The sequence below is a fragment of the Streptomyces sp. NPDC054847 genome, assembly GCF_053610925.1.
The window spans coordinates 1-6,194 of record NZ_JBSGZJ010000423.1 but is presented as its reverse complement, the minus strand read 5'-3'; the positions used below and the strand labels follow the sequence as shown (position 1 = coordinate 6,194).

The 6,194-nt window shown below is 71.8% G+C and carries 7 protein-coding genes; 4 read left to right on the top strand and 3 right to left on the bottom strand.

Annotated elements, in window-relative coordinates:
* Positions 1–55 precede the first annotated feature (55 nt).
* Positions 56–1,072, bottom strand: coding sequence for an SEC-C domain-containing protein (locus ACWGH4_RS29100; protein ID WP_453466173.1), 1,017 nt, complete (start codon positions 1,070–1,072; stop codon positions 56–58).
* 252 nt (positions 1,073–1,324) lie between these two features.
* Here ACWGH4_RS29100 and ACWGH4_RS29095 point away from each other — a divergent pair, with 252 nt between their 5' ends.
* Positions 1,325–2,038, top strand: coding sequence for a class E sortase (locus tag ACWGH4_RS29095; RefSeq protein ID WP_453466171.1), 714 nt, complete (start codon positions 1,325–1,327; stop codon positions 2,036–2,038).
* Between the two features lie 61 nt (positions 2,039–2,099).
* Here the strand turns inward: ACWGH4_RS29095 and ACWGH4_RS29090 are convergent, their stop codons facing one another.
* A complete protein-coding gene (locus ACWGH4_RS29090; RefSeq protein WP_441265539.1) occupies positions 2,100–3,191 on the bottom strand; it encodes a substrate-binding domain-containing protein in 1,092 nt (363 codons plus the stop codon).
* 303 nt (positions 3,192–3,494) lie between these two features.
* Between ACWGH4_RS29090 and ACWGH4_RS29085 the strand changes: the two genes are divergently transcribed.
* Together ACWGH4_RS29085 and ACWGH4_RS29080 are read left to right on the top strand one after the other, a co-directional pair.
* Entirely contained in the window at positions 3,495–3,812 is a 318-nt protein-coding gene (locus tag ACWGH4_RS29085) for a DUF6412 domain-containing protein (protein WP_441265540.1), read from the top strand.
* A gap of 91 nt (positions 3,813–3,903) precedes the next feature.
* Complete coding sequence (locus ACWGH4_RS29080; RefSeq protein WP_453466168.1) at positions 3,904–4,641, top strand: YidC/Oxa1 family membrane protein insertase; 738 nt, start codon at positions 3,904–3,906, stop codon at positions 4,639–4,641.
* 29 nt (positions 4,642–4,670) lie between these two features.
* Here the strand turns inward: ACWGH4_RS29080 and ACWGH4_RS29075 are convergent, their stop codons facing one another.
* Complete coding sequence (locus ACWGH4_RS29075) at positions 4,671–5,006, bottom strand: YnfA family protein (RefSeq protein ID WP_441265542.1); 336 nt, start codon at positions 5,004–5,006, stop codon at positions 4,671–4,673.
* A gap of 314 nt (positions 5,007–5,320) precedes the next feature.
* On the opposite strand from ACWGH4_RS29075, the gene ACWGH4_RS29070 reads away from it, so the two are divergent.
* Positions 5,321–6,178 (top strand): fumarylacetoacetate hydrolase family protein, encoded by an 858-nt coding sequence (locus tag ACWGH4_RS29070; RefSeq protein WP_453466166.1) that lies wholly within the window; start codon positions 5,321–5,323, stop codon positions 6,176–6,178.
* Positions 6,179–6,194: the final 16 nt, after the last annotated feature.

Sequence of the window (6,194 nt, the reverse complement as noted above, 5' to 3'; positions counted from 1 at the left end):
CGCGAGAGCGCGCCGCCTCGTCGGCGGCGCGCCACGCGTCCGCGAACAGCGAGGGCTACAGCTCCGCCACCCCGTGGCACTCCCCGTACGTCCGCCCCGACCCGCACCAGCAGGCCGCGCCCTTCGGCGGCGGCCAGGCGACCGCGCGGCCGCGGGCGGCCAGCGTGGTCGCGTACTGGGGGAGGAGGTCCGCGTTCGCGGGCGAGGACTGCTCGGAGGCGGCGAAGGCCTCGTACGAGGGGACCGTCGCCGTCACGATGCCCAGGTTCTCCGTGCCCGTCGCCGACAGGTCACGCAGGGAGGCCTCGATGTCCGTGAGGTGGGCCCGGTGGGTCGGGTACTCGGACTCGAGCTGGGGATACGCCTCGAGGAGTTCGTCGAGTTCCGGCTCCGGCCAGTGGAGGACCGCCACCGGGAAGGGGCGGGACAGGGCCGAGCGGTACGAGCCCAGTTCGGAACGGAGACGGGCGATCTCGGCCTTCAGTTCGGCCGGGTTGTCGGAGCCGAGCGCCCACAGACGCTTCGGGTCGTGGAGTTCGTCGAGGCTGACGTCGGGAGTGTGACCGGAGTGGACCCGGTCGGCCAGGGAGTCCCACTCGTCGTGCGGGAGGCCCAGCAGGCGGCGGACGCGGTGGCGGCCCGAGAGGAGGGACCGCGTCGCGTAAGGGACCTCCTCGCCCTCGGTGAGGAGGATCGACAGTGCTGTCGAGAAGCACTCGTGGGAGGCCTCGAGCTCGTCGTGGTTCTCCAGCGTCTCTGCGACGATCTCCCACGGCGCGGCCTCCGCCGGCGCGGCGGTGCGGATGCCGTTGATCAGGGCGCGGGCCTCGGCCTCGTGACCGTACTCCCAGAGGTTGGCGGCCTGGAGGGCCTTGACGAGCTGCGGGTGCTCGGGGTTCTCGGACGCCAGGAGGCGGTCGTAGAGGGTGGAGGCACGGCCGCGTTCGCCGGCGAGTTCCAGGTGGGCTGCGGCCTGGAGGAGCAGCGGTTCGGCGTCCTCCGGATACTGCTCGGCGGTACGCAGCAGGCGCTCGGCTTCGGCAATGTGGTCAGCAGGCGTGTCGGGGCGCATGCAGCACACCGTACTGCTGTACGGGGCACGGCAGGGGGCCGACCCGATTCCGCCCCGGGCACGGCCGGGGCCGGACCCCGGCGCCGGCCCCGCCCGGTGCCGAGCGGGGCCGGAACGCTGGTGAGTTGAAGGCGTCGGCCCTACCCTGCGCCCGTGCGGACGCGGTGGGAGCGGCGGCGGTCATGGTCCCGGGCTGCGCGCCGGACGGGGACACGGCAGCGGTCACCGTTACGGGGCCGGCGGCAGGGGCGGGTGCGGCTCGCCCGTCTGCTGTGGGCCGCCGCGGAGGCCGCCGTCACGTTCGGCGTCGTCGTGCTGCTCCTCGTCGCCCACCAGTTGTGGTGGAGCAACCGGCAGGCCGAAAAGGGCGCGGAGCGGCAGGTCCAGGCACTGGAGCGGCGCTGGGAGGGCGAGGCTCCACGTCCCGTGCCGGTGCCGGACGAGACGGGACAGGAGCCCGGTGCCGCGGAAGCGACGGGCCCGGAGCCGGAGCCCGAGCCGGCCCGCCCCCGCCGGGACCAGGCGTACGCCGTCCTGCGCATACCCAGCCTCGGGGTCGTCGCTCCCGTCGCCGAGGGCGTCGCCAAGCGGGGTGTCCTCGACAAGGGGTACGTCGGGCATTACCCGCGGACCGCCCAGCCCGGCCGCGCCGGGAACTTCGCCGTCGCCGGGCACCGCAACACCCACGGCGAGCCCTTCCGCCGCATCGACCGGCTCCGCCCCGGCGACACCGTGGAGATCGAGACGCGCGACGCGGTCTACGTGTACGCCGTCGAAAAGACGCTCACGAAGACCTTGCCCGGCGACACCGGGGTGATCGAGCCCGTCCCGCGGAGCGCGGTGCGCCCCGCCGCCGGGTACGGCGCGGCGGGGCACTACCTGACGATGACGACGTGCACGCCCGAGTTCAGCTCGACGTACCGGCTGGTGGTGTGGGGCCGGCTGGCCTCGGTGCGGCCGCGCTGACACGGGTACGGGCGCGGCGTGACGGCCACCGGCCGCGTGGCGCACCGGCACCCGGGAGCGGCTACGAGAGGCCGAGCTCCGCGCAGGCGTCCGCGAAGGCGGGTTCGCAGATCTGCTCCACCGTGTAGAGGCCGTCGGCGACGACGGTCTCCTTGATGTTCTCCTTGGTCAGCGCGATGACCGGGATGCGCACGGTGGGGACGGACTTCTCCGTCGGAGTGTCGATGTCGGTGTGCGCGGCGGCTCCGAGGGACATGTTCCTGGCCAGCAGGATGGCCATCTCGGCGGCTGCCGCGGCCTCCGGCGCGTACTGCTTGTAGACCGTCATGTACTGATCGCCGGCGACGATGCGCTGCACCGCCGCGAGTTCCGCGTCCTGGCCGGTGACCGGTGGGAGGTCGGACAGGCCGGCGGCCTTGAGCGCGGAGATGATGCCGCCCGCCATGCCGTCGTTGGCGGAGTAGACGCCGACGATGGCGTCCTTGCCGAGGGCGGCGATCGCCGCGTCCATGTTGTCCTTGGCGTTCTCCGGCTTCCAGTCCTTGGTGTCGTACTCCAGGCCGATCTCCACCTTGCCGTCGAGCTCGGTGTGGGCGCCCTTCTTGAACATGGCGGCGTTCGGGTCGGTGAGGGCGCCGTTCATCATGACGACCTTGCCGGACCGGGCGTCGTCGCCGAGGGCCTCGAGCAGGGCCTTGCCCTGGATGTGGCCGACCTGTTCGTTGTCGAAGGAGACGTAGCCGTCGATCGGTCCCTCGGCGAGACGGTCGAAGGCGACGACGGGGATACCGGCCTCGTCGGCCTTCTCGATCGCGCCGGCGATGGCCTTGGCGTCCACCGCGTCGACGATCAGCACGTCGACCTGTTCCTCGATCATCGATTCGAGCTGCTGCGTCTGCAGACCGGCGTCGTGCTTGGCATTGGCGTAGAGGACCTTGCCCTTGCTGTTGGTCAGCCGGGCTATGCGTTCCTCGATGACCGGTTTGTCGAACTGCTCGTAGCGAGCGGCCTGGTTCTCCGGAAGCAGCAGACCAACAACGATGTCATCGCTCAGCCTCACACCCGGCTCCTCGGTGGTCCCACAGCCGGAGAGCGGTACGACCATCGCGGCGGTGGCGGCTGCGACGGCGGCACGACGCAGAAGTGCGTTCATTGGTTGAATCCAACCTCCCTGACAGGCCGCATCATTTGCAGCCAAGGTGGCCGAAAGCCAACTCTGTGGGCCGAGAAGCGTCAAGGCCTGCATAGGCAACGTGACCGCAACGTGATTCTGAGTAATCAATCGTTCAAATTCTGAGACCGGTGTTGCGGGTGGGCGGGGACCGTCGGCTTGCGCATCCCGCGGAGGCCCAAGAGGCGCATGGGAGACGGGAACCCCGCGAGGGAGTTGTTCGTCTTCCCGTGTGCGCGAGGCCGGCGCGAGCACCCCGGCCGTCACGGACACAGGGAGGGGCGCATGGCCGGTCGTACGGCTCGGCTGCTCCGGCCCGCCGCGCTGCTGCTCCTGCTGCTGATCGAGATCGTCCTCGTCGACGGCGGCAGCATCTCCGCCGCGCTCGCGCTCGCCGCGACCGCCACCGCAGCCGTCGGATCCGCCCTCCTCGTCTGCGCCGTCATCAGCGCGCGCTGCGCGCCCGTCGTGCCACGCACCCGCGTCAGGACCGCCCTGCGCGACCGTGAGCAACGCACCGCGTTCCTGCCGCAGCGAGATCCCGATGCCCGGGGGCGTACGCGTCCCAGGGCGCCCGGTCGTCCCCTCCTGACGGCCCTGTAGGCGCCCACACGCCACCACGCAGTCCCCGCGCGGGCCGTCATGCCGTCATGTCCTCGTTCCCGGCACGACGAGACCCCCGGAGGGCTCACCCATGTCCGTTTTCGCCACCCTGGTCGAACAGCTCGCGGAGCTGCTCCGGCCGCTGTTCGCCGCGTCCGCCACCGCCGCCGCGATCATCGCCTTCACCGCGCTCGTGCGCCTCGCCGTCCACCCGCTCTCGCGTGCCGCCGCGCGTGGCCAGAAGGCCCGCACCCGCCTCGCGCCGCAGCTCGCCGAACTGCGCACCAAGTACGGCAGGCACGCCAAGGATGCGGAGCGGCTTCAGAAGGCCACGATGGAGCTGTACGCGCGGGAGAAGGTGTCGCCGCTCTCCGGCTGCCTGCCGAGCCTGCTCCAGCTGCCGGCGTTCTTCCTGATGTACCACCTGTTCTCGAGCGCCGAGATCGGCGGCGAGCCGAACGGCCTCCTCGGCCACTCGCTGTTCGACGCGCCCCTCGGCGACCGCTGGACGGACGCCCTCGCGCACGGCGGGATGTTCGGCGGGGCCGGACTCGTCTACGTCGCTCTCTTCGTGATCGTCGCCGCCGTCGCGACCTTCACGTACCGGCGCACCAAGCGGCAGATGGCCGCCGCGCCCACGACCGGCGAGCAGCTGCCGGGCATGGGGGCGATGATCAAGGTCATGCCGCTCCTGTCGTTCGCCACGCTCGCGACCGTCGCCGTCGTCCCGCTGGCCGCCGCGCTCTACGTCGTCACCTCCACCACCTGGACGGCGGTGGAGCGGGTCTTCCTCTACCGGGACACGCCGGTGCCGATGGCGCAGCTCTGAACGGGCTCGGTGCGGTCGGCCGCCGTGGATCAGTGGCCGCGCGGCGCGTACATGATGACGGCCATCCCGGCGAGGCAGATCAGCGCGCCGGCGATGTCGTAACGGTCGGGCCGGTAGCCGTCCGCGACCATGCCCCAGGCGAGGGAACCGGCGACGAAGACCCCGCCGTACGCGGCGAGGACGCGGCCGAAGTTCGCGTCGCTCTGGAAGGTGGCGACCACGCCGTACAGACCGAGCGCGACCACCCCGCCGCCGATCCAGAGCAGGCCCCGGTGCTCGCGAAGGCCCTGCCAGACGAGCCAGGCCCCGCCGATCTCGAGAAAGGCCGCGGCGAGGAAAAGGGCGACGGAGCGCACGACGGACATGGGGCCGACCCTAGCCGGGCGGATGGGCCCGACCCTGACGGGGCGGGCTCCGGTCCCCCGCCCTGCCTGGGCGACGACGTGAGCAGGGCGGGGTGGCTGCCTCGTGCGTCGTGGCCGGCGTGCGGCGGCGGGGCCCCATCGGCCGGGGGCGGTCCAAGCCCTCCAGGACACCGCCGCTACCCGTCGGTAAGGGTCCAGGTGGTGAACAGGGTCTTGCAGGGTGGTCGGATGTCTTGGAGGATCAGCCAATCCTCCGATCCGCCGATGGCCGCACCTGTCGGGCCGGGCTCGCACTCGACCAGGGGAGACTGACCATGAAGTTGCTGCGTGTCGGCACGGCAGGCGCCGAGCGTCCCGCTCTGCTCGACCCGGACGGGACGCTGCGCGACCTGTCCGGTCTCGTCACGGACATCGACGGGGCGCTGCTCGCCGACGCCGCCGCCCTCGACCGGATCAGGGCCGCGGCCCAGGCCGGTGACCTGCCCGTGCTCCACGCGGCCGGGCTCCGCGTCGGGCCGCCGGTGGGCCGGATCGGGAAGGTCGTGTGCATCGGGCTGAACTACCACGACCATGCCTCGGAGACCGGGGCCGAGCCTCCGGCGGAGCCGGTCGTCTTCTTCAAGGCCGCGGACACCGTCGTCGGACCGGACGACACCGTGCTCGTCCCGCGCGGCAGCCGCAAGACCGACTGGGAGGTCGAGCTCGCGGTGGTCATCGGACGTACGGCCCGCTACATCGAGCCGGACGAGGACCCGCTGTCGTACGTCGCCGGCTACGCCGTCGCCCATGACGTTTCGGAACGCGAGTTCCAGATCGAACGTGGCGGCACCTGGGACAAGGGCAAGAACTGCGAGACGTTCAACCCGCTGGGGCCGTGGCTCGTGACCGCGGACGAAGTGCCGGACCCGCAGGCCCTGGGACTGCGGCTGTGGGTCAACGGCGAGCTCAAGCAGAACGGCACGACCGCCGACCAGATCTTCCCGGTCGCCGACGTCGTCCGGTACGTCAGCCGGTTCATGGCCCTGTACCCGGGCGACGTCATCAACACCGGTACGCCGGCGGGCGTCGCGCTCGGGCAGCCCGAGCCGAAGCCGTTCCTGCGCGCCGGTGACGTGGTCGAGCTCGAGATCGACGGCCTCGGCCGCCAGCGCCAGGAGCTCAAGGACGCCTGAGTCCGCACCCCCATGA

Bases quoted from the DNA above. Each gene is read 5' to 3' on its own strand.
- ACWGH4_RS29070 (WP_453466166.1), top strand. From the start codon at position 5,321: ATGAAGTTGCTGCGTGTCGGCACGGCAGGCGCCGAGCGTCCCGCTCTG.
- ACWGH4_RS29085 (WP_441265540.1), top strand. From the start codon at position 3,495: ATGGCCGGTCGTACGGCTCGGCTGCTCCGGCCCGCCGCGCTGCTGCTC.
- ACWGH4_RS29075 (WP_441265542.1), bottom strand. From the start codon at position 5,006: ATGTCCGTCGTGCGCTCCGTCGCCCTTTTCCTCGCCGCGGCCTTTCTC.
- ACWGH4_RS29090 (WP_441265539.1), bottom strand. From the start codon at position 3,191: ATGAACGCACTTCTGCGTCGTGCCGCCGTCGCAGCCGCCACCGCCGCG.
- ACWGH4_RS29100 (WP_453466173.1), bottom strand. From the start codon at position 1,072: ATGCGCCCCGACACGCCTGCTGACCACATTGCCGAAGCCGAGCGCCTG.
- ACWGH4_RS29080 (WP_453466168.1), top strand. From the start codon at position 3,904: ATGTCCGTTTTCGCCACCCTGGTCGAACAGCTCGCGGAGCTGCTCCGG.